The organism is Pseudomonas sp. NPDC089743 (assembly GCF_044748785.1).
Lineage (GTDB): Bacteria > Pseudomonadota > Gammaproteobacteria > Pseudomonadales > Pseudomonadaceae > Aquipseudomonas > Aquipseudomonas putida_X.
Genome location: NZ_JBIVGS010000003.1, coordinates 410,219 through 436,757, shown reverse-complemented (window position 1 = coordinate 436,757; position 26,539 = coordinate 410,219). Strand labels below are relative to the sequence as shown.

24 protein-coding genes are annotated in these 26,539 nt (G+C 65.5%); 6 read left to right on the top strand and 18 right to left on the bottom strand.

The genetic code is table 11. The annotated features are described in order from the left end of the window. Positions 1–51 precede the first annotated feature (51 nt). Entirely contained in the window at positions 52–1,353 is a 1,302-nt protein-coding gene (locus ACIPZC_RS08825) for an MFS transporter (RefSeq protein WP_400626255.1), read from the top strand. A 93-nt stretch (positions 1,354–1,446) separates the two neighbouring features. Here the strand turns inward: ACIPZC_RS08825 and purT are convergent, their stop codons facing one another. The 5 genes from purT to ACIPZC_RS08800 all read right to left on the bottom strand — a co-directional run bounded on the left by purT (position 1,447) and on the right by ACIPZC_RS08800 (position 4,589). Further along, positions 1,447–2,628, bottom strand: coding sequence for a formate-dependent phosphoribosylglycinamide formyltransferase (purT, locus tag ACIPZC_RS08820; protein ID WP_241804331.1), 1,182 nt, complete (start codon positions 2,626–2,628; stop codon positions 1,447–1,449). A 76-nt stretch (positions 2,629–2,704) separates the two neighbouring features. Next, positions 2,705–3,172, bottom strand: coding sequence for a VUT family protein (locus ACIPZC_RS08815; RefSeq protein WP_174142354.1), 468 nt, complete (start codon positions 3,170–3,172; stop codon positions 2,705–2,707). A 59-nt stretch (positions 3,173–3,231) separates the two neighbouring features. After that, positions 3,232–3,432, bottom strand: a complete 201-nt coding sequence (locus tag ACIPZC_RS08810; protein WP_267818359.1) for a DUF1289 domain-containing protein — start codon at positions 3,430–3,432, stop codon at positions 3,232–3,234. After that, a complete protein-coding gene (locus ACIPZC_RS08805) occupies positions 3,425–3,949 on the bottom strand; it encodes a gamma carbonic anhydrase family protein (protein WP_400626252.1) in 525 nt (174 codons plus the stop codon). Before ACIPZC_RS08805 ends, ACIPZC_RS08810 begins: the two co-directional genes overlap by 8 nt. A gap of 40 nt (positions 3,950–3,989) precedes the next feature. Beyond that, positions 3,990–4,589 carry a CoA pyrophosphatase gene (locus ACIPZC_RS08800; RefSeq protein WP_241804328.1) on the bottom strand — a complete coding sequence of 200 codons (600 nt, stop codon included), beginning with the start codon at positions 4,587–4,589 and terminating at the stop codon, positions 3,990–3,992. Between the two features lie 126 nt (positions 4,590–4,715). Between ACIPZC_RS08800 and ACIPZC_RS08795 the strand changes: the two genes are divergently transcribed. The 4 genes from ACIPZC_RS08795 to ACIPZC_RS08780 all read left to right on the top strand — a co-directional run bounded on the left by ACIPZC_RS08795 (position 4,716) and on the right by ACIPZC_RS08780 (position 12,234). Further along, complete coding sequence (locus ACIPZC_RS08795) at positions 4,716–5,267, top strand: NUDIX hydrolase (protein WP_241804327.1); 552 nt, start codon at positions 4,716–4,718, stop codon at positions 5,265–5,267. Positions 5,268–5,285: 18 nt separating this feature from the next. Then, a complete protein-coding gene (locus ACIPZC_RS08790; RefSeq protein ID WP_241804326.1) occupies positions 5,286–5,840 on the top strand; it encodes a murein L,D-transpeptidase family protein in 555 nt (184 codons plus the stop codon). A 160-nt stretch (positions 5,841–6,000) separates the two neighbouring features. Next, positions 6,001–7,680 carry a ShlB/FhaC/HecB family hemolysin secretion/activation protein gene (locus ACIPZC_RS08785; protein WP_400626249.1) on the top strand — a complete coding sequence of 560 codons (1,680 nt, stop codon included), beginning with the start codon at positions 6,001–6,003 and terminating at the stop codon, positions 7,678–7,680. 27 nt (positions 7,681–7,707) lie between these two features. Continuing rightward, positions 7,708–12,234 carry a hemagglutinin repeat-containing protein gene (locus ACIPZC_RS08780; protein ID WP_400626247.1) on the top strand — a complete coding sequence of 1,509 codons (4,527 nt, stop codon included), beginning with the start codon at positions 7,708–7,710 and terminating at the stop codon, positions 12,232–12,234. A gap of 61 nt (positions 12,235–12,295) precedes the next feature. Here ACIPZC_RS08780 and gspN read toward each other — a convergent pair whose 3' ends face one another. From gspN to ACIPZC_RS08720, 12 genes are read right to left on the bottom strand one after another with little or no spacing between them, the layout of a single operon-like run. Then, complete coding sequence (gene gspN / locus ACIPZC_RS08775; RefSeq protein ID WP_400626245.1) at positions 12,296–12,955, bottom strand: type II secretion system protein N; 660 nt, start codon at positions 12,953–12,955, stop codon at positions 12,296–12,298. After that, the gene (gene gspM, locus ACIPZC_RS08770) at positions 12,952–13,338 is read right to left on the bottom strand and encodes a type II secretion system protein GspM (RefSeq protein WP_400626243.1); all 387 of its coding nucleotides are present in this window, start codon (positions 13,336–13,338) and stop codon (positions 12,952–12,954) included. Before gspM ends, gspN begins: the two co-directional genes overlap by 4 nt. Continuing rightward, a complete protein-coding gene (locus ACIPZC_RS08765) occupies positions 13,335–14,423 on the bottom strand; it encodes a GspL/Epsl periplasmic domain-containing protein (protein WP_400626241.1) in 1,089 nt (362 codons plus the stop codon). Before ACIPZC_RS08765 ends, gspM begins: the two co-directional genes overlap by 4 nt. Beyond that, positions 14,420–15,010: a type II secretion system protein J gene (locus ACIPZC_RS08760; RefSeq protein ID WP_400626239.1), complete on the bottom strand. Its 591-nt coding sequence runs from the start codon at positions 15,008–15,010 to the stop codon at positions 14,420–14,422. The genes ACIPZC_RS08765 and ACIPZC_RS08760 overlap by 4 nt, the downstream gene beginning before the upstream one ends. Beyond that, entirely contained in the window at positions 15,007–15,375 is a 369-nt protein-coding gene (locus ACIPZC_RS08755; protein ID WP_241804319.1) for a type II secretion system protein GspI, read from the bottom strand. Before ACIPZC_RS08755 ends, ACIPZC_RS08760 begins: the two co-directional genes overlap by 4 nt. Then, the gene (gspH, locus tag ACIPZC_RS08750; RefSeq protein WP_400626236.1) at positions 15,372–15,809 is read right to left on the bottom strand and encodes a type II secretion system minor pseudopilin GspH; all 438 of its coding nucleotides are present in this window, start codon (positions 15,807–15,809) and stop codon (positions 15,372–15,374) included. Before gspH ends, ACIPZC_RS08755 begins: the two co-directional genes overlap by 4 nt. A gap of 3 nt (positions 15,810–15,812) precedes the next feature. Continuing rightward, positions 15,813–16,247 (bottom strand): type II secretion system major pseudopilin GspG, encoded by a 435-nt coding sequence (gene gspG, locus ACIPZC_RS08745; protein ID WP_241804317.1) that lies wholly within the window; start codon positions 16,245–16,247, stop codon positions 15,813–15,815. Between the two features lie 18 nt (positions 16,248–16,265). Beyond that, positions 16,266–17,468 carry a type II secretion system inner membrane protein GspF gene (gene gspF / locus ACIPZC_RS08740; protein WP_241804316.1) on the bottom strand — a complete coding sequence of 401 codons (1,203 nt, stop codon included), beginning with the start codon at positions 17,466–17,468 and terminating at the stop codon, positions 16,266–16,268. Between the two features lie 3 nt (positions 17,469–17,471). Next, on the bottom strand, positions 17,472–18,920 hold the full coding sequence (locus tag ACIPZC_RS08735) for a GspE/PulE family protein (RefSeq protein WP_267818387.1): 1,449 nt from the start codon (positions 18,918–18,920) through the stop codon (positions 17,472–17,474). Then, on the bottom strand, positions 18,920–20,872 hold the full coding sequence (gspD, locus tag ACIPZC_RS08730; protein WP_400626233.1) for a type II secretion system secretin GspD: 1,953 nt from the start codon (positions 20,870–20,872) through the stop codon (positions 18,920–18,922). Before gspD ends, ACIPZC_RS08735 begins: the two co-directional genes overlap by 1 nt. A gap of 3 nt (positions 20,873–20,875) precedes the next feature. Then, positions 20,876–21,301 carry a pilus assembly protein PilZ gene (locus ACIPZC_RS08725; protein WP_400626231.1) on the bottom strand — a complete coding sequence of 142 codons (426 nt, stop codon included), beginning with the start codon at positions 21,299–21,301 and terminating at the stop codon, positions 20,876–20,878. Then, a complete protein-coding gene (locus tag ACIPZC_RS08720) occupies positions 21,298–22,938 on the bottom strand; it encodes a lipoprotein UxpA (protein WP_400626229.1) in 1,641 nt (546 codons plus the stop codon). Before ACIPZC_RS08720 ends, ACIPZC_RS08725 begins: the two co-directional genes overlap by 4 nt. Positions 22,939–23,161: 223 nt before the next feature. Here ACIPZC_RS08720 and ACIPZC_RS08715 point away from each other — a divergent pair, with 223 nt between their 5' ends. Further along, positions 23,162–25,222 (top strand): PhoX family protein, encoded by a 2,061-nt coding sequence (locus tag ACIPZC_RS08715; RefSeq protein ID WP_400626227.1) that lies wholly within the window; start codon positions 23,162–23,164, stop codon positions 25,220–25,222. Between the two features lie 236 nt (positions 25,223–25,458). Here the strand turns inward: ACIPZC_RS08715 and gspK are convergent, their stop codons facing one another. After that, on the bottom strand, positions 25,459–26,424 hold the full coding sequence (gene gspK, locus ACIPZC_RS08710; RefSeq protein WP_400626225.1) for a type II secretion system minor pseudopilin GspK: 966 nt from the start codon (positions 26,422–26,424) through the stop codon (positions 25,459–25,461). Between the last annotated feature and the right edge of the window lie 115 nt (positions 26,425–26,539).

The following is a 26,539-nucleotide window of genomic DNA, read 5'->3' as shown; positions in this document are numbered from 1 at the left end:
CTTCGCGGGCAAAGCCCATGGAGCACGACCAGACTGTTAGGGACCTACTTAATGACAACCAGTAGCACGTATGCCCAGGCGCCTGACGCGCCGGTCAACTCCCCCGCGCGGGTCGCCACTGCCAGTTTCATCGGCACCGCCATCGAGTTCTACGATTTCTACGTTTATGCCACTGCCGCTGCGCTGGTGATCGGGCCCGTGTTCTTCCCTTCGGGGTCGGGCACCGCGCAGATGCTGGCGGCCTTTCTTACCTTCGGCATCGCCTTCCTCGCCCGCCCGCTGGGTTCCGCACTGTTCGGGCACTTCGGTGACCGCATCGGGCGCAAGTCGACGCTGGTCGCCTCGCTGCTGCTGATGGGGGTATCCACCACGCTGATAGGCGTGCTGCCAGGCTACGACAGCATCGGTGTGTGGGCACCGATCATCCTGTGCCTGCTGCGCTTCGGCCAGGGCCTTGGCCTGGGCGGGGAATGGGGTGGTGCGGCGTTGCTGGCCACCGAGAACGCGCCGGCGGGCAAGCGTGCCTGGTTCGGGATGTTCCCGCAGCTAGGCCCTTCGATCGGCTTCCTGGCGGCCAACGGCCTGTTCCTGACCTTGGCCCTGCTGCTCAGCGACGAGCAGTTCCGTGAGTGGGGCTGGCGCATTCCGTTCCTGCTCAGTGCCGCGCTGGTGCTGGTAGGCCTGTACGTACGCCTCAAGCTTGAAGAAAGCCCGGTGTTCGCCAAGGCCGTGGCCCGCCACGAGCGGGTGAAAATGCCGGTGGTGGACCTGTTCAGCAAGTACTGGCTGCCGACACTGCTGGGGGCCGCGGCCATGGTGGTGTGCTATGCGCTGTTCTACATCTCGACGGTATTCTCGCTGAGCTACGGCGTCACGACGTTGGGCTACAGCCGCGAGACCTTCCTTGGCCTGCTGTGCTTGGCCGTGGTCTTCATGGCCCTGGCCACGCCGCTGTCGGCCTGGCTCAGCGACCGTTACGGGCGCAAGCCGGTGCTGATCGTCGGCGGCCTGCTGGCGGTGGCCTCGGGCTTCACCATGGAGCCTTTGCTGACCTCTGGCTCGACCACAGGTGTTGCGTTGTTCCTGGCCATCGAGCTGTTTCTGATGGGCGTGACGTTCGCACCGATGGGCGCATTGCTGCCAGAGCTGTTCCCTACTCACGTGCGTTACACCGGCGCATCGGCGGCGTATAACCTGGGCGGCATCGTCGGGGCTTCGGCGGCGCCGTTCTTTGCTCAGAAGCTGGTGAGCATGGGCGGGCTGAGCTGGGTGGGTGGGTATGTATCGGTTGCGGCGGTAATCAGCCTGATCGCTGTGCTGTGCCTGAAAGAGACCCGCCACACGGAGCTTTGAAGGCTTGAAGCTGCAAGCTTCAAGCCTCAAGCTGCAAGCAAAGGCATCCCCTTGGAGCTTGGAGCTTGCAGCTTGCAGCTTGCAGCTCAAAGCTTAGAACTCGACCTTGACCGCCTGCGCCGCGCGGGTCGCCTTGGCGCGCGCCGCTTCGATCGACTCATCACGTGCCAGGCACACACCCATGCGGCGCTGGCCGTTGATTTCCGGCTTACCGAACAGGCGGATCGCAGTATCCGGCTCGCTCAACGCTGCGCCGAGGTTGGCGAAGCTGGTCTGCTGCGACTGGCCTTCAGGCAGGATCACCGCCGAAGCGCTAGGGCCGAACTGGCGTACCACCGGGATCGGCAGGCCCAGAATGGCACGGGCATGCAGCGCGAACTGCGAGAGGTCCTGGGAAATCAGAGTGACCAGGCCCGTATCGTGCGGGCGTGGCGAGACTTCGCTGAACCACACCTGATCGCCCTTGACGAACAGCTCGACGCCGAACAAACCACGGCCGCCCAACGCATCGGTGACCGCCTTCGCCACACGCTGCGACTCGGCCAAGGCTTTCGGGCTCATCGCCTGGGGCTGCCACGACTCCTGATAGTCGCCCTTCTCCTGACGGTGGCCGACTGGCGCAAGATACGTGGTGCCGCCAACATGGCGCACGGTCAGCAGGGTGATCTCGTAGTCGAAGTCGATGAAGCCTTCGATGATCACGCGGCCCTTGCCGGCGCGGCCACCCTCCTGAGCGTAGTCCCACGACTTCTGCAGGTCGGCATCGCTGCGCAGCAGGCTCTGGCCCTTGCCGGACGAACTCATCACCGGCTTGACCACGCACGGGTAACCGACATCGGCCACAGCCTTGGCGTAGTCTTCAAAGGTGTCGGCGAAGTGGTACGGCGAAGTTGGCAGGTCCAGCTCTTCGGCCGCCAGGCGGCGAATGCCCTCGCGGTTCATGGTCAGCTGGGTGGCGCGGGCGGTCGGCACGACGTTGAACCCTTCGTTCTCCAGCTCGACCAGCGTAGCGGTGGCGATGGCTTCGATTTCGGGGACGATGTAATGCGGTTTTTCAGCCTCGATAATGGCGCGCAGGGCGACACCATCGAGCATGTTGACCACGTGGCTGCGGTGCGCGACCTGCATGGCCGGTGCGTTGGCGTAGCGGTCCACGGCGATCACTTCGACGCCCAGGCGCTGCAGCTCGATCACCACTTCCTTGCCCAGCTCGCCACAGCCGCAGAGCAGTACACGGGTCGCGGTAGGCGACAATGGGGTTCCGATACGGGTCATTTCAGGTCCTCGAAGGCGTCCGGGGCCGCGCCAGTCTTAGCGCCGCCCGCTGAAAAAGGACCGGTATTCTACACCATCAGCCGGCCACGGCAGCCCGCCGCGCACGAAATGCCATGGCCAGCCACACCGCAGTCACGCCGGCGAACTTGGAGGCCATTGCGGTGCCGATCACGGCCGGTGTCAGGGCACCGATCATGCCGAAGAAAATGAAGGTATCGACCGGGATGCTCAGTGCCGAGCTCAACCACAAGCGGTCACGCAAGGGGCGCCGGGTAATGCTGAACACCAGCCAGTCGATCAGCTCGGAGACGAAGAACGCAGTGGCACTGGCCAGGGCAATGGCCGGCTCGGACGTCACGTACGACAGCACCAGGGCCAGCAGCATGGCGATCAGCGCGCCATGGCCGTAGCGGGTCTGCACCATGTCACGCAGGATGAACACCAGCCCGCCCCAGGCGGACCAGATCACGTCCAGATGCGGGGCGCTGGAAAAGGCAAAGTTGATCAGTACAACGCTGCTGATGTAAGCGATTAGAAAGAACATGGGCAGTGACCGTCCGGCAAGCGGCACAGATTACCTGATTTTCGAGTCAACCGCAGCGCTTACATGATCAATCCGGCAGCCACCGCCCGCTCGTGGCAACGCTTGAGCACCGCCCGGCGTTCGGTATTGTCCATCCGCCCCCAACGGCCGATCTCTGCCACGGTACGCTGGCACCCGGTGCACACATCCTGCTCGTCCAGCGCGCAGATGCTCACGCAGGGCGAAGCGACCGGGCGCTCAGTGGCGATCACCTCACTCATCGTCCACCTCCAAGTCCCGCGCATAGCGCTGGGCGTTGTGCACATAGTGCGCGGCGCTGGCCTCGAGCATGCGTTTTTGCTGCTCGGTGAGCTCGCGCACGACCTTGCCAGGCGAACCCATTACCAGCGAACCATCGGGGATTTCCTTGCCCTCGGGGATCAGCGCATTGGCGCCGATGATGCAGTGCTTGCCGATGCGCGCACCGTTGAGGATCACCGCATTGATGCCGACCAGGCTGTAGTCGCCAACCGTGCAGCCATGCAGCATGGCGTTGTGGCCGATGGTCACGCCCTTGCCCAAGGTCAGCGGCGAACCCATGTCGGTATGCATCACGGTACCGTCCTGGACGTTGCTGTCCTCGCCGATGTCGATCAACTCGTTGTCACCGCGCAGCACCGCGCCGAACCACACACTGGCGCGCGCCTGCAGGCGCACCTTGCCAATCAGCATGGCATTGGGGGCGGCCCAACTGGTGGCATGGCTCTCGACCCGCAGGTCGCCCAGGCGGTATTTCATTCTCGCTCCTCAGGGTATCAGCGGCGAAGGGGGGCGCCGTTCAGATCTCTACATAACGCTCGGGGGGCTGATGCAGGCTGATGCCTGCGTCATACAGCAAGTTGACCAGTTCGACGATCATGATCGCCGACAGCCCCCAGATCTTGTATTCGCCATATCGATAGCTGGGCACATACCAGCTGCGGCCCTGGTAATCGATACGGTGGGTGTGGTCACGCGGGTCCTGGCGGAAGAATTCGAGCGGCACGCTGAATACTGCCGCGATCTCTGCATCATTGGCGCGGTATTCGACGAAATCGGGGATAACCCCGACGAATGGCGTCACTTTCAGCCCATGCAGGGAAATCAGCGGGCTCAGGGGGCCGAGTACTTCCACCAGGCCTGGCGGCAGGCCGATCTCTTCTTCGGCCTCGCGCAGCGCGGTGAACACCAGGTCGGGGTCTTCCGGGTCGCGCCGGCCACCGGGGAAGGCGACTTCGCCGCCATGGGTGGAAAGGCCCTTGGCACGCAGGGTCAAGACCAGTTCGGGCGCTTCGCTGCGGGTAATGGGCAAAAGTACCGCAGCCTCGGGGAACCGTCGGTCGGTTTCCAGTGAAGCTGGTTGGTGGTTGCTCATTCGGCGAAGTAGCTCGTCCAGCATTGCGCACTCTCGTTTCCAAGGCCTGCCCTGCATGATGCACCAAAGCCGCGAAGCACCCAAGCCCTGTACGCTTGCGGCAGGCATGCCTGGCGCGCCAAGATAGCCTGGGCTCAAGGGAAGAACAGCATGAAATTCTGCAGCGCGTGCGGCCAGCCGGTCATTCAGCGGATACCCGAAGGCGACAGCCGCCCGCGGTATGTCTGCGATCATTGCCAGACCATTCACTACCAGAACCCGAACATCGTTGCCGGGGTGTTGCCGGTGTGGGGCAGCCAGGTGCTGCTGTGCCGGCGAGCCATCGAGCCCCGCCGCGGCTTCTGGACCTTGCCCGCCGGCTTCATGGAGAACGGCGAAACACTGGACCAGGCCGCCCGCCGTGAAACTGTCGAAGAAGCCTGCGCCCGGGTCGGCGCGATGGCCCTGTACCAGTTGTTCGACCTGCCGCACATCAACCAGGTGCATGTGTTCTTCCGCGCCGAGCTGGCCGACCTGGACTTCGACATCGGCACCGAAAGCCTGGAGGTGCGGTTGTTCGACGAACACGAAATACCGTGGGGCGAGCTGGCTTTCCGGACCGTCACACGCACACTAGAATGCTATTATCGCGACCGCATCGGGCAGCATTACCCCATAGGCCATGAGTACCTGCCACCGATGAACGTTTCGCCCACCACTTAAGCTTGCAGGTACCGCTTCATGCGCTGGTTGTTTGCCCTTTTCTGCCTTTGCGTTACCTCGGTGTCCCAGGCGGCCTTCACCGAAACCATCATTCGCAAGCCGCAGCCGCCTTTGCCAGCAACATCGCAATCGCAGGCAGCCATGCAGCCGCTGATCGACAAGGTGCTGGTGATCAAGTCCGAGCGCCGCCTGCAACTGATCAGCCGTGGCGAACCGCTGAAAACCTACCGTATTTCGCTGGGCAAGCAGCCCAAGGGCGCCAAGCAGCGCGAGGGCGACAAGAAAACCCCCGAGGGCCTGTACTGGCTGGACTGGCGCAAGCAAAGCGACCGTTTCAACCTGTCCATGCACATCACCTACCCGAACATCAGCGACGCCGCCCGTGCCACACGCGAAGGCTGGAGCGCCGGCAGCATGATCATGATCCACGGCACCCCGATCAACGACGAGTATCCCGAATGGTATTTCCATACGCTTGACTGGACCGATGGCTGTATCGCCATGCGCAACTCGGACATGCGCGAGGTCTGGGACCTGGTACCAGACGGCACATTGATCGAGATTCGGCCCTGATAGTCCGGCATTCCGGTTGATGCTGTAGGAACCTTCCCACTTCAATCAAGCATCTGCCCTACCGCAGTGTAGGTAGCAGACTGCATCCAATCGACTGGCAAAATTTTTAGCATCCACGCAAACGAGTACGCAGGCCGTACGCCATTTGCGGGGATCCCCAATGCCATCCCGATACCGCCACATCGCCAGCAGGCTGCTTGCCTGCTGCATGACCAGCTTGCTGGCCCTGCCACAAGCATTGGCGGACGACCCTGCCAGCCTGCAACTGCGGGATCAACAGCGCACACTGCGCCAGTTCGAGCAGCAGCAACGGCTGCAGCGCTGGCAACGCCCTCCAGCGGCGCAACCCGACGCCCCCCTCCCGCCGAACCCACACCGCGACAGCCACTGCTGGGCGATCACCGGCGTTCGTCTGGCCGGCAACCGGCAGCTTTCGGCACAGGCCCTTGAGCCGGCCATCCAGGCACTGACAAAACCCTGCATGGGCATCGCCGACATCAATCGCGTGCTCAAGGCCATCACCCAGCGCTACGTGCTCGCCGGTTACCCGGCCAGCCGCCCCTACTTGCGGCAAGCACCAGCACATGATGCGCCGCTGGATATCGTCATCATCGAAGGCTTCGTCGAATCGATCGAGCTGGATGCCGAGCTGCCGCTTTCCCTGCACAACGCATTCCCCGATCTGCTGGGCAACCCCCTGTACCTGCCAGACCTCGAGCAGGGGCTGGACCAGCTCAACCGCCTGCGCGCCTACGAGCTCAGTGTCGACCTGCTACCAGGCGAACTGCAGGGCGGCACGCGGGTGCTGCTGCAGCCTCGCCACGTGGCTTCACGCTGGCACCTGGACAGCCGCTTCGATAACCGGGGCAGCCCGTTGACCGGGCGTCACCGCCTGAACCTCGGCCTTGGCGTGGACAGCCCCTTGGGCCTGAACGACGACCTGCGCCTGTCGCTGTCGACCACGGTCATCGATGCGCCGGGGCGCAGCCAGGGCGTCGCCCTCTACTACAGCCTGCCCTACGGCCCATGGACCTTCACGCTGAATGTCGGCCAGCTGCGCTACAACGCGCCGATTCCGCAGGGGCGGTACGACAGCAACGGCAGCAGCAGCTACCAGAGCGTCAGCGCCGAGCGCATGCTCTGGCGCAACCAGTACGGCATGCTCAGCGCCAGCGCCCGGCTGGACCGCAAACGCCTGATCAACCGCGCCGGCTCTGCCGTCATCGGCCTGCAGAGCCCCACCCTGACCAGCGTGGAGGCCGGGCTCAACCTGCTCTGGCTGGACCACGGCCTGTGGCACGCCTACATCGGCGTCGCCCAAGGCACCCACTGGCTGGGTGCCGAGCAACCCGCCAGGCACGCGACAGCGCCAAAGCCCGACTATCGAAAATACCGCGCCAGCCTGCTGCACCTGCGCCAGGGCCCTGCGAACTGGCCGTGGCGCTGGCAAAGCGAGCTTGGCCTGCAGTACAGCACCGATGCCTTGCCGGCCGTCGAGCAGATGTTGTTGAGCGACGATTCGGCCGTGCGTGGCTTTCGCCTGCGTACCTACAGTGGCGCCAGCGCCGCCGCCTGGCGCAATACCTTCAGCCAACCGCTGCCACTGCCCTGGGCCACACCGGCTACGGTGCGCCCCTACCTGGGCCTGGACCTGGGCTGGGAACGGCTGGCGCAAGGCGCTTCGCCGCGCCGGCTGGCAGGTGCCACGGCGGGTATCGAAGTGACCCTGCCGCACAGCCGTCTGCGCCTGGACTATCAGCGCGCCCTCTATGCCAGCGACCTGCACCGCCCGATGCTCGAACCCGGATTCTGGGTAGTTGAGTGGGCCCTGAACATCTGACTGACCCACAACAAAGAGAACGAGAACATGCTTACACGCTCGCAGATACCCGCTATCCGTCCCGATACCTTGCGCTGGGCCATTTTTCTCGCCCTGCTCGCCTCCACCAGTGCGCTGGCCCAGAACGGCCTGGAGGCGGCCATCGGCCCTGGGGGTACACCGCTCATCAACAACAACCATGGCGTACCGGTTATCGACATCGTCGCGCCCAATGCCAGCGGCCTGTCGCACAACCAGTTCCTCGATTACAACGTCGCCCGCCCCGGCGTGGTATTGAACAACGCGCTCCAGGCCGGGCAGTCGCAACTGGCCGGCGCGCTGGCGGCCAACCCCCAGTTCCAGGGCCACGCAGCCTCGACCATCCTCAACGAGGTGATCAGCCGCAACGCCTCGCTGATCGAGGGCCCACAGGAGATCTTCGGCCGCCCGGCCGATTACATCCTGGCCAACCCGAACGGCATCACCCTCAACGGCGGGAGCTTCATCAACACCACCCGGGCCGGGTTCCTGGTCGGTACGCCGGAGTTGCAGGACGAACAGCTCAAACACCTCAACACCCTCAATGCCAGCGGCACTCTGCAAGTGCTCGCAGGCGGGCAGCGCAATGCCGAAGGTGCGCTTGACCTGATCGCGCCACAGCTCGACAGCAAAGGCGTACTCCTGGCCCAGGGCGACCTCAACGTCACCGTTGGTCGTAACCGCCTGCGCCACGACGATGGGCAGGTCATCGAGCACCTGCCGGATACGCCGTCGAGCATCGACGCCAACCTCTTCGGCGCCATGCGCGCCGGGCGCATTCGTGTCGTCAGCACTGCCGAGGGCGCGGGGGTGCGGGTGGGGCCGGTGCAGCTCAAGGCCGACCAGGGCATCACCCTGCAGTCTGCCGGCGCGCTGCAGGTCAGCGGCCATGCAGACCAGCCAGGGGAACTGACCACCGACCACGGCGCCTTGCAACTCACCGCCGCCGATGACCTGCGCCTTGGCGCCGTCGACGGCAAGGCCGAGCGCATCGAGATAAAGGCAGGCAAGAAGCTCACCCTGGACGCCGAAAGCCGCCAGAGCATCGCCCGCGAGCAGGAAAGCTGGAACAAGAAGTTTTTGTTCATCACCCGCGAGACCTACCAACGCGAACGAACCACCACCGACCAGCACGTGCGCGGCACACAGCTGCAAGCCAGTGACAGCGTGCTGTTGAAGTCCGGCGCCGACATGCGCCTGGTGGCAGCCGACGTGGCTGCAGGCGGCGACCTGACGCTCGACAGCGCTGCCGACCTGGGCATTGCCGCTGGCACCACCAGCCAACGTATCGAGGAGCAGGTACGCCACCGCAAAGACCTGTGGCGCGGCGACAGTGATACCAGCCAGTACCAGGAGTCGGCACAAGGCAGCACGCTCAATGCCGCGCGCATGACGGTCAAGGCCAATGACACCCTTACCGTGCAAGGTAGCAAGCTGCACAGCCGTGCCGACCTGGACATCACTGCCAGGAACGTCGACATCGGCACTACGGCGCTGCAGGAGCAGGGCACAGGCCGCAACTACAGAGGCGACCTGGTATCGGGCACTTTCTTTGGTGGCCGCAAGGGCAACGATACCCAAGGGCAGCGCCTGGCCGGCAGCGCGGTCACGGCCGATGCCAAGCTGAAGGTTGCGGCCGAACAGGTGAGCATCAAGGGCAGCAACGTCCACGGCGCCCAAGACGCGGTGCTGCACAGCGACAAAGGCGCCTTGGCGATCGAGGCAGACCACGCCAGCACCGTTGCCACCGAGCGCGACAGCAACAGCAAGCTGTTCGGCCTGATCGGCAACGATCGCGAGCGCATGCAACACAAGCAGCAGGTGTTGAGCAGTGACGTCAGCTCTGCCAGCAACCTGCGGCTGGCCAGTGCTGAAGAATTGCGTATCCAGGGTTCGAAAGTGACGGCCGGCGGGCATCTGCAGGTCGAGGCCAAGGGCGGCCTGTCGATTGGCAGCACACCGTCACGCGATGAAAGCCGAACAAGCAGCCAGCGACGCGGTTTCACGGCCAGCGCCAAACAGACCGAAACGGCCGAAGACGGCAAGCCCGAGTCGCGCCAGTACGCCGCAGGCGTCGCTTACGAAGTGGTCACCACCACAGGCCAACAGCGTGAAACATCGCAGGTGGCCAGCGAATTGACGGGCGCTACGGTTGGCCTGAACAGCGGCGCGCACCTGCAGGTCAACGGCTCCAACGTACAGGCCAAAGCCGGCGACCTGGACGTGCAGGCCAAACAGCTGACCCTTGGCGCGACACGCAACGAGCGCGAGTCGTCCAGCGGCTCTACCCACAGCGGCGGCGGCCTGAAGGTGACTGGCGGTATCGACCGGCTAGGCAGCCTGTTCGAAGGCCATCGCAACAACGAAGTCATCACCGAACGCGACAGCAAGACGCAACGCACCCGTTTGCAGGCCAGCGGCGACCTGAAGCTCAGCGCCGACGAATTGATCACCGAAGCGGCAAGCGCCAACGCAGGCAACACCCTCGAGATCACTGCCAAACGCATCGACAACCGTGCCGTGCAGGACACCCATGACCGTGAAGTGCAACGCAATGACGGGTCAGGCAGCCTCGGCGCCAGCCTGGAGTACCGTGACGTGACCCGGCCGATCGAACGCTTGGTCCAGGGTGAAGAAGCAGCGCGCTTCCAGCAGGCCTCGCCCGAAGACGCAATGGTGGCACCGAGCGGTGGCGGCGACATGACCCTCGACCACCTCAAGCGCTTGGAAAACCAGCGCCGTGGCTTTGCCCAGGTGAGCGAACTGGCAGGGGCAAGCGTGAAGGTCAAGGCCGATACCCTCGCTGACCAGGGCACCGTTTGGCGCGCCAACGCCGGCGCCCTGCAGGTCGACGCACAGCACCACCAACTGCGCGCCGCCGAAAACACCCGGGAGGATAGCCTCCAGCGCCTGTCCTACGGTGGCGACCTGCGCGTGGATACCAGTTCGGGGAGTGACCTGAACGTACGCGTTTCCGGCAAGGGCGGCTCGCAGGACAAACAGGCGGTCGCCCGCACTGCAGTGCCGGGCAGCCTGTATGGGCAACAGGGTATTCAGGTTCAGCTGGGCAGCGATGGCCGCTACGAAGGCACGCGCATCGAGGGCGGTGAAGGTGATGTGCTGATCCAGAGTGCCGGTACCCTGTCACTGCCCCAAGCCACCGACCACACCCAACAGCGCTCACGCCAGCTCGATGGCAACGCCTGGGCCAAGGTCGGCAACCGCCCGGGCAGCACTGGCGTCGACGGCCGGGGCTATCTCAACCATGCCTGGGAGCAGGCAACCCAAACCCATGCCCAGGTGGCGCAGATCGACGGCAAAGGCCAAGTGCGCCTGTCCAGCGGGGGCGACATGCTGCTCGAAGGCACGCGTATCGGCAGCCGCGAGGCCAAGGTCGGTGACACCCTCCTGCAAAGCGCTGGCCGCTTGCACATCAAGGCTGCGAGCAATACCCAACAGGCCACCGGCGGGGGCCTGGGCGGCGGCCTGGAGCTGGCCGTGAAGACCGGCACCACCCAAGGTGGCGCCATCGGGGGCCACTTCAACCACGGCAAGAAGAACGAGGATGCTCGCCAGGCAATCGATGCGCAGTTGCAAAGCGCGGGCAAACTGACCCTCGGCAGCCGCGCTCGCGAGGACATCGCTGTGCACCTGGCGGGCCTGCAGGCATCGGCCGAGTACATCGACATCGACGCCGCCAAGGGCGGTGTGCTGGTCGAAGCGTCATCCACTGTCGAGCGCCACGACAACCTGGACATCACCGCTGGCGCCGGTTTCAACACGTCCAAGGGCGACACCGACACCCTTGGGCTGCATGGGCGTGCCCGGGTCGACCTGGACAAACGCGACAACCTGATCTGGAACGCCGGCAACCTGCGCGCCGAGCGTATCGGCCTGCAAAGCCGCGGCGATACCCGCATCGAAGGCGTGAGCCTGGAGGCCGGGCGCATCAGCGGCGCAATCGATGGCGACCTGCGCATCGCCAGCCGCAAGGACAGCGTCGATACCCTGACCGTAAACGGCGATGCACGGCTGAGCAAAGAGCAAAACCCGCAGGGCTATGTGAACGCTGCCACGGCCGTCGCGGGGCCGCTGGGAGGCAAGGTCAGGGAAAAAGCAGGTTCTGCCCTGGCCAAAGTAGACCCGGGCGTTTCGCCAACCTTCAGTCTCGATGTGTCGCATGTTCAGCGTGATGGCGTTGCCCAGCAGACGACGCTCAAGGGCAGCGAAGGGGTAGACCTTGCGGTGGGTGGTGACGCTCACCTGACGGGCGCACGCGTGCAATCGGCCATGGGTGACGTCACACTCACCGCCAGCGCGGTGACCCAGCAAACGCTGAGCGGCAATGATTACCGCCGCGATGTATCGATCGATGCGTCGAATTCGCCGGTAGACCTGGGTACCGCCATTGCCCAGATCAGCAAAGGCAAAGGCGCCGCAGACGGCGAAAATGCACTGGACTTAGGCCTGCTACGCACCAGTGGGCATAGCCGCAGTGAGCAATGGGCTGCGGGGGTTGAAGGCAACGCCAACTGACCCAGAGCCCCTGTCGCCGGCAAACCGGCGACAGGGGCATGAGCTGCCCGGCAACCGCTGCTTACCAACGCCACTTCCGTTGCCCCGTCAATGCCTGCGGCCCCAGCAGCCGAGCAGCACGCAGCAGCGGTGTAAGTGCGGCGTCTGGCTGCAGTTCGGCCGCTATCACTGCCTGGCGCCCCAGAAGGTCTGCATCCAGCGCCAACCGATGCTCACGCTGTTGTATCAGCTGCCCATGCAGGCGCCAGCCTGTGCGGCAATCCATTTCTACCCAGCCCTGCCCCAACCCCAGCGACCAAGGTTCGCTCAAAGCCAGGTCAGTGACCGCGATGCGGCCTTCGCTGGTACGGCACTGCCGCCCCGCGCCTTGCAGGCGCAGCGTGCCCTGCCACTGCCCGGCCAGGCGGTAGGCGGTCTGCACACTCACCTGGGGAGCCTCTGCGGTCACGTGCATCCGCCAGCGCCATGGCCAGCCTTCAGCCTGCAACTGCCAGCCCTGGCCCTGAAAGCCCAGCTGTGCGTTGGCCTGCAAGCGCCACGGCTGCAACGCCCAGCGCACCGGCCCGACAGGCCCGATCTGCTGCGCCTGGCCCTGCCACAGGCTGCCGCTGACCCCCTGCATCGGCAGGCCAAAGCCCAGTGCAACCCAGGATGCCGGCAAATACACCAGCAACGTCAGGCTGAACACCAGCCCGGCCCACAGCAGACCACGGCTGCTCATGGCTGCACCACCACGTCGAAACGCAGGCCTTTGGCATCCTGCTCCAAGCCCCACTGCAGCGGTTGAGCCCCCTCTGCGCGCAACGCCTGCAGCCAGCGCTGCAACACCTGCTCATCGGCCACCAGGCCGCGCAGCTGCCACACCTTGCCTTGCACCTCGACCTCGGCCACGTCGATGCGCCGGGCCTGGGCAGACTGGCGCAGCCGCTCCAGGCTCACGGCTGGGCCGCTGTGGAAGGCGGCGGCCTGCACTGCCAGCCCATGCCACTGGCTGAGCTCGCGCCATTGCGACACACCCTGACGCAGGGCCAGCAACGCCAGCAGAACGCCGATCAGGCACCCGGCAAGCAACATTCGATGACGCTCAAACCACTCGCGGGTCATGTTGGCGCTCCCAGATCGAAAACCACGTGTGCCGAGGGTGCAGCGCTCAGTACCTGCACCGCCGCTGCGGCGGCGCTGGCCATTTCGTGCCAGGGCGGCTCGCCCCCCTCGCCCTGCAGGCGCAGGTGCCAGCGCTGGCCGTCAAAGCGCACCGCTTGCAAGCGCCAGCCTGGGTGCTCATGCAGCCAGGCCTGCAGACGTGCCTGCAGGTCTTGAAGCTGGCGCTCGCGCAGGTGCTGTTGCAGCTCGCTTTCGCGCAGGCGCTTGAGGGCCTGCGCCGCTTGCCCAGGGCTGGCCTGGGCGCCGGTGACGGCCAGCACCTGCGCGCGCCAGGTGTGCACCTGCCGCCATTGCTGGCCCGCCCATAGCCCGCACCACACCACGGCCAGCACCAGGCAGGCGACAACAAGCCCACGCGGCAGGGCAGGCATACGGGGCGCGGAGCGTGCCTGACGGGTGCGCTGGAACAGGCTTGGGAGGGTGTCGAGCGGCGCCAGGGTACCTGGCCAGCGCCCGACCTGGCTGGCATTACGCAGGCTACCCCAGGGCTGCTGCGGCACCTCACCCAGCGCGTCAGGCCAGGCCAGCCAATGGGCATGCCCCTCTTCGCTGTGCCCCAGGTACAGGCACAAGCCAGGTGCGCGCTGCCACTGCCAGCCCGTCCCGGGCTCAGGCGTGGGCAACAGCTGGAACTCGGCCCAACAGCGCTCGATCTCAAGCCCCCATTGGCTGCACTGCCCACGCCATCCCTCCAGCGCTGCCCGCGCTACCGCCAACAGGCGCAACTGCCCTGCCTGGCGAGCGAGGCAAGCGCACTGCACCTGTTCGGCGTTCTCCAGCAAGTGGTCTTCCAGCAGCATGGGCCACTCGTCACGTTTGAGGCCTGGCGGTGCGGCCAGCTGAAACTGGCTGCACCGCTCGCCCGGGATGATCAGCGCTACCCGTGCGCCCAGGTTCGCCGGGGGCTCGCCCTGCCCTTGCCGTTGGGCCACACCGTTTTCGACCAACAGCCAGTCCCAGACGACGCCCGGGCGCAGCAGCAACCATGGCCGCGCTGGCACACGTCGACGCCATTCAAGCTTCATGAACGCCCCCAGGGGAGCGTGAAGGTGCAGACATAGGGGGCTCCGTCGCGCTGCAATTGCACGCGCACACCCCGGCCGGGGTGCGCGGGTTGATCAGAAGGCCAGGGCAGCCAGCGGCCTCCCTGGTGATAAAACACATTCAACGCACTGACCTGCTGCAGTTGCTCACGCATGACCCAACGGGGTTCGCTGGCCGCGTACAAGTCTGCCGAGGTTTCCAGTATCAGGCGCTGCTCACGGGCGTCGAAGCGCAGGCGTTGGCGCTGCAGGCGCGAGCCACCTTCGGCCTCAGGCACAGCCGTGGCTGCCACCCAGAGCAACTGCTGGCGGTCGGGCTGCCAGTCGAGCCAGCGGCTGGCCAGTGGCAGGCGTTGCTCATACACCCGGCGCAATACCGGGCTGTCGAAGCGCCGCTCCAGGGCCAGGCAGAACTCCAGCACACTGTTCTCCTGGCCCGTCACCTGCAGCCGCTCGCGAACCTTGAGCCAGCCATTGACCAGCGCTGCGAGCATGACCCCAAGCAGCGCGGTCAAGGCCATGGCCACCATCAGTTCGATCAGGGTCAAGCCTGCCTGCCGCCGCTTCATGGACGCTCCAGAAAAACCGTGTACTGGCCCAGCGGCAGGCGCTGATCGCGGTCGGCATACAGTTGCATCTCGCCGCGACGCAGGTCGCGCACACCGGTACGGCGCAGCTGCAGCTGCCAGTGGCACGCCCGCCCGCCCTGGTTCAACACACCACTGGGCTGGTTGCTGGCCGGCCAGTACTGCTCCACGGCAAAGCGTGCTTGCAGCTCGCGAGCGCACAGCACGCCAAGGCGATGCCATTGCACACTGTCCTGAACGGCCAGGCGCTGGCGCAGAACCTGGCTGGTGATCACCGCCAGCACGGCGGCAATCGCCAGGGCCACGGTCACCTCCAGCAGGGTGAAGCCCTGTTGCCTGCGCTTCATGGTTCCAGCCCCACACGCAACTGGCCGTTACGCCCCCACGCCCAGCGCTGACTGCCGCCCGCCCAGTGCCAGCGCACCGAACCCGGTTGAGCCCACCCTTGCGGCGTGAACTGCAGAGGCGGCTGCAGGCTGGCCGGCCAGTCAGGGCGCAGCCCTTTGGGCCAGTCCCCAACGCTCGCGGGTTCGACCACCCAACCCTCGCGCTCACGCCGCACGAACTCTGGGCGCTGGCCGGTCCAGCGCAACCCGCGCAGTTGCCCGGCATGCCGGGCCAGCGCAGCCTGGGAGCGGACCTGCGCAGCCAGCCGCTGCAACGCCTGATCGACGCTGGCCTTGCCGCTGTCCAGCCAGGCCACGGCAAGCCCGGTCATGAGGCCGGCAATGGCCAGCACCACCAGCAATTCGAGCAGGCTGAAACCGCGCTGCAGGCGCATCGCTCACAGCGCCCAGTTGCCCAGGTCGGCGTCCTGGCCTTCGCCGCCCGGCACACCATCGGCACCCAACGAATACACATCGACCCGGCCATGCTCGCCAGGCATACGGTACTGATACGGGGTGCCCCACGGGTCATCCGGCAGGCGGCGTACATAACCATCGCTGCGCCAGGCACGCGGCAGCGGCTCCTGGGCCGGTTTTTTCACCAGCGCAGCCAGGCCTTGCTCATTGCTGGGAAAGCGCAGGTTGTCCAGCCGGTACATGTCCAGCGCCTGCTCGAGCGTGCTCAGGTCGGCCATGACTTTCTGCCGCATGGCCTTGTCCTGGTTGCCCAGCACGCTGGGCGCGACCACGGCGATCAGCAGGCCGATGATGAAAATCACCACCATGATTTCCATCAGGGTGAAGCCGTGTTGGCGCTTGCGTCGATGCTGCATGGGGTTGCTCCTAGTCATCTACAGTTGCAGGCCCTGGTTGAGTTGCATGATCGGCAGCAGCACCGCCAGCACGATGAACAGCACGACGGCGCCCATCACCAGGATCATCAGGGGTTCGAAAAGCGCCATGGCCGTATCCACCTGGCGGGCAAAGCCACGCTCCTGGTCGTCGGCCACCCGCTCGAGCATGTCGGCCAAGGTGCCGCTGGCCTCGCCACTGCCGACCATGTTCACCAGCAAGGGCGGGAACTGCTGGCAGGCGTCCAGCGCCCGGTGCAGGCTGGTGCCGCCCTGCACCTGCTGGCGCACCTGCTCCATGGCCAGGCGGATGCGCCGGTTGCCGACGGTTTCAGTGGCCACCTGCAAGGCTTCGAGCAGCGCGACGCCGCTGCTGGTGAGGATCGCCAGGCTGCGCGCCAGGCGGGCACTTTCCAGCACCTGCAACAGCCCGCCTGCGCGCGGCAGGCGCAACAGCAGGTCGTCGCGGCGCAGGCACCAGTGCGGCTTGCGCAGCAACCAGCTGGCCAGCAGCGACGTGAGGGCAGCCAGCCCCAGCAGCCAGGGGCCGGCGTGCACCAGGCCCTGGCTCAGGCCGATCAGCAAGGAGGTGATCAGCGGCAGGCTCTGCCCGGCATGGGCAAACTGTTCGGTGAGCTTGGGTACGACGAAGGTCATCAGGCCGATCACCACCGCCAGCGACACCCCCATCAGCACGCAGGGGTAGATCAGTGCGGTCCGCGCCTTGTGCTGCTGGCGCTGTACCTGTTCAAGGTGGTCTGCAAGCCGGGTAAGCACCTGGGCCAACCGCCCCGAGCGCTCACCGGCTTCGACCAGCGCGCAGTACAGGCCGGTGAAAGGCGCGCCCTGGCGGGCCAGGCTGCGGGCCAGGCCGAGGCCTTCGGCGAGCGAGCCACGCACAGCCACCAGCACCCCGTGCAGGGCTGGCTGACGCAACTGGCGTTCAAGCGTCGCCAAGGCATCGACCAGGGGGATGCCCGCGCCGGTCAAGGTCGCCAGCTGGCGTGTCAGCTCACACAGCTGGGCACGGCTCAAGCGTTGTCGGCGAGGCTGTCGGGCACCGTTTTCCAAGCGCTGCAACTGGCGGGGGAACAAACCCTGCTCGCGCAGCAACTGGCGTGCGTGGCGTTCGCTATCGGCCTGCAGGCTGGCTTTGTGGGTCTTGCCGGCCAGATCAACGGCCTGGTAACGAAAGGTCGGCATGGGTCAGCCCTGCACCACACGCAGTACTTCGGCCAGGCTGGTCTCGCCGCGGGCCAGGCAGTCACTGGCCATCGCCACCAGGCTCTGGCGGCGCTCGGCCAGGTAGTCCTGCATGGCCAGTTCACTGGCGCCGTCATACAGCAGGCCGATGAGACCGGCGTCCAGTTCGATGAATTCGTACAGGCCCAAACGGCCGATATAGCCAGTGCCCTGGCACTGCTCGCAGCCCACCGCGTGGTAACTGCTGCCCAGCGCCGCCAGCTCAGGCCACAGCGCACGTTCGGCCGGCTGCAGGGGCTGCGCCACGGCGCAATGGCACAACCGCCGCACCAGGCGCTGGGCCAGTACACCGCGCAGGCACGATGCGATCAGGAACGGCTCGACGCCCATGTCGCGCAAGCGGGTGACCGCGCCCACTGCGCTGTTGGTGTGCAACGTCGACAGTACCAGGTGGCCGGTGAGGCTCGCCTGCACGGCGATCTGCGCAGTTTCCTGGTCGCGGATTTCGCCGAGCATGATCACATCCGGGTCCTGGCGCAGGATGGCACGCAGGCCGCTGGCGAAGGTCAGCCCGGCGCGCGGGTTGATGGCCGTCTGGCCGATGCCGGCGATGGCGTATTCCACCGGGTCCTCCACGGTGAGGATATTGCGGCTGCCGTCATTGAGGCTGTTGAGGCTGGCGTACAGGGTGGTGGTCTTGCCCGACCCGGTCGGCCCGGTGGACAGCACGATGCCGTTTGGCCTTGTCAGGCAGCTGCGCAGGCCGCGCAGTACTGCCGGGGGCATGCCCAGGTTGTCCAACGCCAGCAAGCTGGCCTGTTTGTCGAGCACACGCATGACCACGCGCTCGCCGTGGATGCCGGGCAAGGTCGAGACGCGCACGTCCACCTCACGCCCGGCGGCGCGCAAGGTGATACGGCCGTCCTGGGGCTGGCGTTTCTCGGCGATGTCCAGGCGCGCCATGACCTTGATCCGCGACACCAGCATGGCCGACAACGCGCGTGGCGGGCGCAACACCTCGCGCAGGTGGCCGTCGACACGCAGCCGCACCACCAGGCTCTGCTCGAAGGTCTCGATATGGATGTCCGAAGCGCGCAGGCGCAGGGCCTGGCCGAACAGGCCGTTGATCAGGCGGATTACCGGCGCTTCATCATCGCTTTCGAGCAGGTCCTCGATGCGCGGCATCTCGCTCATCAGGCTGTCCAGGTCGACCTGTTCGCCGATGCCTTCGATCAGTGCTTCGGTGGCGGCATCCCCGGCCTGATACAACTGCCCGAGGCGTTCGTCGAACGCCGCAGCTTCCAGGTAGTGCAGGGCCACGGGCTGGCCGTGCACACGCAGCAGCTCCTGCAGCTGGTTACTGTCGGCATCGCGGCGCAGCCACAACTGCCAGCCAGCCTCGGTCGGGGCCATGGCCAGCCCGGCCTGACGCGCAAGGCGATAGGGCAACATCACCAGTCCCCCCCGTCCAGGCGTGCGCGGCTGGCGGGGAACACCCGCAGCAGCTGGCCGTCCTGCGCAAGGCCTGGCAGCTTGAGCGGCGTGGTCTGCTGCAGGGTGCGGTACTTGTCTTCGCTCAACCCCGCCAGGCTCGGCCCGTCACGCAGGATCCGCGGGCGGATGAAAACCATCAGGTTCTGCTTGGTGTTCTTGCTGGCCTCGGACCGGAACAGCCGGCCCAGCCCTGGAATATCACCGAGAAACGGTACACGTTGATCGCTGGTGCTCAGCTCATCGCTGATCAGCCCGCCAAGGATCACCAGGCCATTGTCCTCGACCATGACCTTGGTCTTGATCTCGCGCTTGTTGGTGATCACGTCGCTGGCGGCGCTGGAGTCGGCGATCGATGAGACTTCCTGAACGATATCCAGGCGTACGCTGTTATCGATATTGATCTGCGGTTTTATGCGCAGCTTCACCCCTACTTCCTTGCGCTCGATGGTCTGGTAGGGGTTGGCGTTGTTCTGCGTCACGGAGCCGGTGACGAAGGGCACTTCCTGGCCGACCAGGATCGATGCTTCGGCGTTGTCCAGGGTCAGCAGGGTTGGCGTGGACAAGAGGTTGAAGCCGCTCTTGCCCTTCAGTGCGTTGATCAGCATGGCGAAGTTGAAGCCACCGCCGAAGTGGCCGATACCGGCCGTCACGCCTGTGGTGGCCGACAGCAGGTCGCCCAGCGCTTCGTTGTCGCCACTGGCGGCGGCGCCCGCGATGTTGGCGATGTTCACCCCGTTGCTGCCGAAGTTGACGATGCCAGCGCCGAACTTTTCGTCGGCGAACAGCCATTGCACGCCAAGCTCCTGGGCGCGGCTGTCGGACACTTCGGCGATGATAGCTTCGACCACTACCTGGGCGCGGCGAATGTCCAACTGCTCGACGATGGAGCGGTAGGCGGCCAGTTCGCTGTCGGGGCCGACCATGACAACGGCATTGGTGCCCTCCTCGTACTCCAGGCGTATGCCCGAATCGCTGGCGGCGGCCATCACCGGCTGGTCCTTGGCCTCGCCCTCGCCTGTTCCCTCGCTGGGCACGACGCCTTCCTGGCTCAACCCGCGCAGCACCTTCACCACCTCGCCAGCATTGGCATGGCGCAGGTAGATCACCTGGGTGTTGCTGCTGTGCCGGTTTTCACTGGGCTGATCGAGCTGGCCCAACAAGGCTCGCACACGGTCGGTGCTGCCACGTACCAGCAAGGCATTGCTGCGCGGGTCAGCCACCACCTGGGTGCTATCTGCGCCCTGCTCGCGGGCCAACAGGCGGGTCAGCAACTGGGCGGTATCGGCGGCGCTGGCATGGCGCAGCGGCATGACCTTCAGGGGTTCGTCACTGACCTGGTCCAGCTGGCGCAACAGGCTGTCGATGCGTTCGAGGTTGCTGCGCCAATCAGTGACCACCAGCAGGTTTGCCGCAGGATAAGGGGTGATCACACCGACACGGGGGTCGATCAGCGGCTTGAGAATACCGAGCATCTGCTCGCTGGCGGCGTTACGCACATTGAATACGCGGGTGGCCACGCCATCGCTGCCTTCGCTGGGCTTGCCGGCGGCCTCCACCGGCACCGGCTCAAGGCGCGCGGCCTGGTCGGGGACGATCTTCACGCTGCCATTGGGCAGATCGACCGCGGCATAGCCTTGGGCACGCAGCTGGGCAAGAAAGATATCGTAGATGGCATCGGCATCGTGGCGGTCGACGGTACGCACCGTGACCTTGCCTTTGACCCGCGGGTCGACGATGAAGGTGGTGCCGGTGATGCGCGACACGCTGTCGATGAACTCGCCCAGCTCGGTGTCGACGAAGTTCACCTCGTAAAGCGGTGTGCCGTTGTCATCGAAGGTTTCCGGTTCCTCTGCCCAGGCCGCAGACAGGGCCAGGGCCAAGGCAGCGGCCACGCAATATTTCACCCGCATCGTTCATCCTTGCCGCTTGAAGCCGGTCACGACGGGGCGTGGCGGCCAGGGCAAGCGTTCGCGCCGCCCCTGGTTGTCGAAAATCAGGCCATCGGCGTCGATGTCCTGCAATACGATCCCTGGTGCCAGGCGCTGGCCACGGCCCAAGGTACGCACCTGCTGGCCATAGCGCAGCACCACGACGCTGGCCGACAACGGCTGTGCCTTGAGGCCGCCGAGGTACTGCAATGGCAAGCGGGTGAGCGCAATCGAGTCATCGTCGCCTGGGGCCTGCCAATGGCCGACCAGCAACCCCGGCAGCGGCGCGTCGAGGGTGACCGGGGCGCTGGCCGGTTGCGGCTGACGCGCCAGTTGCAGTACGCATTGGGCGGCAAGCCACCCGGCCAGCGTGAGCAGGCTGCCGGTCATCAGGCGAGCGGCGAGTGTCATGACACCAGCTGCCGTGGGTGCCAGCCTGGGTGGCCTTGCACGTAGCGCACCTGCGGTACCTGCAAGGCCGCCAGTTGCCAACCCGGCCGCTGTCGCCCGAGCCAGGCCTCGACCCGCTGCCACAACGGCTCACCCGCCTGCTGCTCGAATTGCAGGCCAAAGGTGCGGCACAGGCCCTGCACCGGCTCCAGGCCAGTGATGCGTTTACCTTGTGGGCTGTAGCTCACCCCCCAGGCCTGGCTCTGCCAGCGGGGCAGGTCCTGGCTGTTGTCCAGCAGCAAAGGGTCACCGAACAGTTGCTCGGCCGCGTTTTCCAGCACCTGCTCGACCTGCCGGGCCGGCGCCTCGACCACCGGTGCCGGGTAGCCACCGGTGAGGCTGATCAGGTGCTCGCGCGTGATGGCCTCGCCAGCGGCCAATGGGTAGTCATAGCGAAGGCCCGGCAACAGCACCGGCATACTGCTGTCATCGGCCAGGGCCTGGTGCAGCAACGCGTCCCAACTGCCGCCACGGGTGTCGCGACGCCACAGCGCCTGGGGCGCAAGCGCAAGCGGCTGGTCGAGCCACGCTGCATGGCCTGCACGCTGCTGACGCAACTCGGCCTGCAACTGGCTGGCGCGCAACTGCGCTGCGGCTGAGAGTTGCTGGGCCACTGCCGGAACAAAACGCCCATCGAACTGCCATTGCCCAGCGACCTGTTGGCAACGCAGGCGGAACGCACCGCTGCCCCGGCAACCGGCAAACAACACCGGTATGCGCCGGCCACTGGCCTGGGTCGCCTGTACCGGTGTGGGCCACAGGTCCTGGCCCCGCGCGCAGAGCAGCACATCGATCTGCGCCACGCGCTCGGCCAGCCACAGGCCTGGGCCGGTGCCGACATCCGCTAGCGCCACCACCAGGTCCGCTTCGCGGCGGGCCTGCTCGAAGGTCGGCAGCAGCGATTGGTACCACTGCTTGAGCGAGGCTTTCTGGTCCTGGGCGTAAGGGTCGGTGACGCCCACCACGGCGATGCGTGCACCGCCGCGCTCGAAGACGTGCAAAGGCTCCAGGCCCAAGGTTTTGCGTTGTTCATCGGCAATGCCTGCAGCAAGCGTCATCGCCGAAGACTGGTGGTAAAGCGCGGCGCTGCGCTGTGGCCAGAGCACGCGCTCATCACTGCTCACACGGGCTTCGCTACCCAAGAGTTGGCTACCCTGCACACCGCTCTCGCCCTGGGTCAGATAGGCCAGGCCACTTCCGTTCCAGCCCTGGCCATTCTCGAGGGTCAGGCTATTGCCCGGCCCCGCCTCGGCGCGCAGTTGTTCCAACAGGGCCGCGAGCACGGCATAGCCACCCAGTTGCACGCTGGCCGCCTGGCTGGCATCGAGCAAAGGCGCGAGTTCAGGGTGAGCCGCGCTGGCGCTGGCGCCGGTCATCCACGGTGCCCGGCCCAGGTGGCTGACCGGGCCCAGGCGCGTTGCCGGCACCACGGGCCGGCCGGGCTGGCGCGCATCGAGGGTGTCGGCGACGTACAACAGGTCCAGGCTGGCATTGCCGCCGCGCTGGCCCGGGAATGCAGAACAGGCACCGAGCAACGGTGCCAGGGCACCGACACCCATCCATCTGATCATCTCGCGCCTGTACACACTGCTTACCATCGGGCCCGCCATCCTTATCGAGTTCTTTCTCGGCCCCGGATGTTGCGGCGTTGGCATTACAGTTTGATGGCAGAAATCCGACAACCATTCCAGATTGTTCTGTCTGGCCAAGCGATAAGAACTTAAAGTTTTAAAGCGACGTTAATATTTCTGCCAAAGAATCATCATCTTTGCGCTCTAAAGTCGCGGTTTCCTCCAACTCAGCCAATACAAGGACACCCTGATGAGTCGAGAAACCGGCGACAACCTGGACCGCAACCACAGTGGCAACCTGCCGATGGCCAGCGTCATGGACGCCTACCTAAGCCGTCGCAGCGTGATGCGTGGCAGCCTGGGTGCCGCTATCGCCATGATTGCCGGTACCGGCCTGACCGGCTGCTTCGACAGTGGCGATTCCGACAACGATGACCCGGCAACCGAGCCGCCGGTTACCGAACCTGAAGTACCGAAACTGGCACTGGGCTTCCAGTCCATCGCGGGCTCACGCACCGATGCCTGTGTCGTCGCCGCAGGCTACAGCGCCTACGTGCTGGCACCGTGGGGCACGCCGATCAACAGCAACGGCAACCCGTGGAAGTCGGACGGCAGCAATACCTCCAGCGACCAGGCCAACGCCATGGGCATGCACCATGACGGCATGCATTTCTTCCCTATCAATGGCAGCTCCGAAGACGGCCTGCTGGCGATCAACTTCGAATACATCGATGCCGCCGCCCTGCATCCCAACGGCCCGACCACCGACGCCAGCGGCAATCGCCCGGCCGAAGAAGTGCGCAAGGAAATCAACGCCCACGGTGCTGGCGTGGTGCGCCTGCAGAAGCTCAACGGGCGCTGGCAGGTGGTCGACAACGACCCGCTCAACCGCCGCTTCACGACCGCCTCACGCATGGAAATCACCGGCCCCATGCGTGGTACCGACCACGTCAAGACCAAGTACTCGGCTGACGGTACCCACTGCCGCGGCACCAACAACAACTGCGGCAACGGCTACACCCCGTGGGGCACTTACCTGACCTGCGAAGAGAACTGGCCTGGCATCTTCGTCAACAAAGACACTCGCCCGGAAGACCAGCGACGCATCGGCGTCGGCACCTCCAGCGGCCAGTACAAGTGGGAGACCGCTGCCGGTGACAGCACCGAACAAAGCGATGAGTTCGCCCGCTTCGACGTGACCATCAAAGGGGCCAGCGCCACCGACGACTACCGCAACGAAGCCAGCACCTATGGCTACATCGTCGAGATCGATCCGTACAACAGCAGCACCTTGGCCACCAAGCGTACCGCGCTCGGCCGCTTCCGCCACGAGGGCTGCTGCCCGGGCCTGGCGGTGGCCGGTAAACCGCTGGTCTGGTACATGGGCGACGACTCCAACAACGAGTACCTGTACAAGTTCGTCTCCACCGCGCTGTGGGATGCCGCCGACGCAACCCCGGCCGACCGCCTGGCCACCGGCGCCAAGTACATGGACCAGGGCAACCTCTACGTGGCCCGCTTCAATGCAGACGGCACAGGCGAGTGGATTCTGCTCGACGTGGCCACCGCCACCACTGGCGGCAGCACCCTCGGGGCGCTGTACGGTAACCTGGCAGGCATCATCCTCAACACCCGCGGGGCGGGCGATGCAGTGGGTGCAACGCCGATGGACCGCCCGGAATGGACAGCGGTCCACCCGCTCAATGGCGATGTCTACCTGACGCTGACCAACAACAGCGCGCGCACTCCGGACAAAGTCGATGCGGCCAACCCGCGTGGCCCGAACCGCCACGGCCACATCATCCGCTGGCACGACAGCGACGATCACCTGAGCTTCACCTGGGACATCTTCGTGTTCGGCGCCAACGCTGCCGGTACCGCCGATATCAACCGCTCGGGCCTGACCGAGCTCAACCAGTTCGCCAGCCCTGACGGCATGAGCTTCGATAGCCGTGGCGTGTTGTGGTTCGAGACGGACAACGGCGAGAGCACGGTCACCGATTACACCAATGATCAGGTGCTGGCGGTGATCCCTACCGACCTGGTGGATGCCACTGGCAAACAGATACCGGTCAATGCCCAGAACCAGGTGGATTTACGTCGCTTCTTCGTCGGGCCTAACGGCTGCGAGGTGACCGGCATTGCCTTCAGCCCGGACAACAAGTCGATGTTCGTCAACATCCAGCACCCGCAGAACTGGCCTTACACCGACAAGGCCACCGATGTGACCCCGGCCGGGACCACGGTACGGCCGAGAGCTTCGACCGTGGTGATCCAGCGTGATGATGGCGGGGAAATCGGGACTGCCTGATCGGCTTGTGCATCAGGGCCGCTTTGCGGCCCAATCGCAGGCAAGCCGGCTCCCACCGGGAGCGCGCCAACTTTTAGAAGTTGAGCAAGACAGTTGCCCCCACATGGTCGCGCCGGCTTTTAGAAATTGCGCAAGGCGGTCGCTTCAATAGGTAAAGCGCAGGCCTGAAGAAACTGCGCGGTCGGGGTGGGAGTCGGCTTGCCGGCGATGGGCTGCACGGCAGCCATTGAACATGATCACCAGACCATCGGCGCCCGACTCTTCACCCGCACCTGCTGCGCCGGCACCCGTGCATGCCACTGCACCACCCCCACCGCCTCCAGCTCAAACGCGCTGCGTATCGTCCTGCCCTGTTCTTCGAACGAAAGCTGCAACTGAAAATGCCCACTGTTGAGCAGCAACCCCTCGCTCAACCGCTCGAATGTTTCGTCGTCCACCGCCCCCAGCGCCTGGCGCAATGCCGCAGCATCTACATAGCCCGACGCCGGCCGACCACTGACGATGCGGCTGAGCAACGAACGGGGATACCGCCCTTCATAAAGCGCTTCGAGCAATGGCAGATGCTCCAGCCCTACGGCATTGGCATTCAGGCGCCAGCCGGTGGTCTGCGGCAACGCACACAACATTGGATAACGGCGCTGGCGCGAGGCATCTGGTTCGAGCAGCAGGTTCAACTCACTGGTATCGAGCATCGGCTGGTTGGCCGCCAGACGAGGTGGCTGCTGGCGCAGATACTGGGCACTTTCGGCCCCCTGCAGGCGCGCATCGCTGTCGCTGTCGAGCCAGTCCGCCAAGGCGTCGACCAGACGCTGGGCGGCCATGTTGTCACCCAGCAAACGCCGTAGCTGGCGTTCGGCACGTTCACCGTCATCCCCCAGCAACGCATTGACGTTGAAACAGGTGTGCTGGTCGTACACCCGCAGCTGTGCCTGGCCGGCGCCAAAGTCGTATTTCAGCGGTTGCCCCCGCAGCGCCTGCCAGAACAGCGGGCTAAGCCGCCAGGCGGGGTCACGCAAGGCCTGCTCGGCATAGGCCAGGCCAGCCTGTTCCATGGCCCGCACCTGTACCCGCTGGCGCAGCAACTGCACGTCATCGACCTGACGCCGCCCATCCTCCACCAGCCAGGCCATCCCCGCCGCGAGCATCGCCAGTACCACCAACACCATCAGCAGTGCGGCGCCCTGCTGTCGCTTGCCACCCATGGCGCAGCACTCCTCTTACCAGACAAGGCGCCAGTCAACAGGGGCGTTGTTGCAGGCAGATTGCAAATACCTTGCAGTCATGTTCGCGTCATCTGCGCGAGGCAGGATTGGCCTT